At 69.1% G+C, this 1,548-nt stretch carries 1 protein-coding gene; it reads left to right on the top strand.

Annotated features, from left to right (window positions below; genetic code table 11):
* Window positions 1-1,548 (top strand): non-ribosomal peptide synthetase (locus H505_RS46080; RefSeq protein ID WP_034521200.1); only part of this gene is annotated, 1,548 nt, incomplete at both ends.

Raw genomic sequence — 1,548 nt, 5'->3', positions numbered from 1 at the left:
TTCAGGAGCGGCAGTCGGCGCTGATGGCGCACCAGCATCTCGGGCTCGCGGAGATCCAGCGCCTCGCCGGGCCCGGCGCCTCCTTCGACACGCTCCTCGTGTACGAGAACTTCCCCGAGGCCGACCTGCCGTCCGGCCCGTCCGGCCTCGACGTCACCGGCGTCCACGCACGCGACGCGGCGCACTACCCGCTGATCCTCGGCGTGATGCCGCAGGACGGTGAACTGCGGCTGGACTACCGGCCGGACGTGTTCGACGAGGCGACGGCCCGAGCCTTGCTCGACCGCGTGACGCGCGTGCTGGAGCAGGTGGCGACCGACCCGCACCTTCGCGTCCGGAACCTCGAACTGCTGTCGGGCGATGAGCGCCGGCAGGTGGTGGAGGAGTGGAACGCGACGGCGCGTCCGGTGCCGGGCGGTTCGCTGGTCGAGCTGTTCGAGGCGCAGGCGTCTCGGACTCCCGATGCGGTCGCCGTGATCGCGGACGGTGTGGAGCGGACGTTCGCGGAATTGGACGCCTGGGCGAACGGCATTGCGCGTGATTTGAGTGGCCGTGGTGTGGGTCGTGGGTCGCTGGTGGGTGTGCGGATGCAGCGGTCTGCGGACTTGGTCGCGACGTTGTTGGGTGTGTTGAAGGCCGGTGCAGCATACGTCCCGTTGGACGTCTCGCATCCGGAGGAGCGGCTGGCGTCGATCGTCGCGGAAGCCGGTGTGTCGGTCGTGCTGACGGACGACGACGCGTTCCAGCCGTTCGAGCACGCTCCCGGTGTGGTCGTTTCGCCGGACGATCTGGCGTACGTCATGTACACCTCCGGTTCGACGGGGGTCCCGAAGGGGGTCGCGGTCACGCACGGCAACGTCGCGGCGTTCGCGCTCGACAGCGCGTGGCGCGATGACGTCGTGGAATGCGTCCTGATGCAGGCGAACCATGCGTTCGATGCGTCGACGTACGAGATCTGGGCTCCGCTCCTGCGCGGCGGTCGGTTGGTAATCGCTCCGCCCGGCAAGGTGGATGCGGCGGAACGTGGTGCGTTGATCTCCGAGCACGGTGTGACGAACGTGCACGCGACCGCCGGCCTGTTCCGGGTGCTGGCAGAGCAGTCGCCGGAAATCTTCGCGGGTGTCCGGGAGGTGTCGACCGGTGGCGACGTCGTGTCGTCCACCGCGATCCGCAACCTCCTGGAGGCGCACCCCGATCTGGTGGTCCGTTCGACCTACGGGCCGACGGAGACGACGGCGTTCGCGACGCACGTTCCGTACAGGTCCGGCGATGACGTCCCGGCGGCGGTGCCGATCGGTCGTCCGCTGGACAACACCCGGATGTACGTCCTCGACGAGTTCTTACGCCCGGCACCCCCCGGCATGGTCGGGGAGCTGTACATCGCGGGCGAAGGACTCGCGCGCGGCTACGTCGGACGTCCCGTACTGACGGCCGAACGGTTTGTCGCCAACCCGTTCGGCGGTTCCGGCCGCATGTACCGGACGGGTGACCTGGCCCGGTGGACGCCGGACGGAAATCTGGTGTTCGAGGGGCGTGCCGACGAGCAGG

Origin of the sequence: Actinomadura rifamycini DSM 43936 (genome assembly GCF_000425065.1) — a bacterium.
GTDB classification, from domain to species: domain Bacteria; phylum Actinomycetota; class Actinomycetes; order Streptosporangiales; family Streptosporangiaceae; genus Spirillospora; species Spirillospora rifamycini.
Note: the sequence above shows the minus strand (reverse complement) of the source record. Positions and strands in the feature narration are given on the sequence as shown.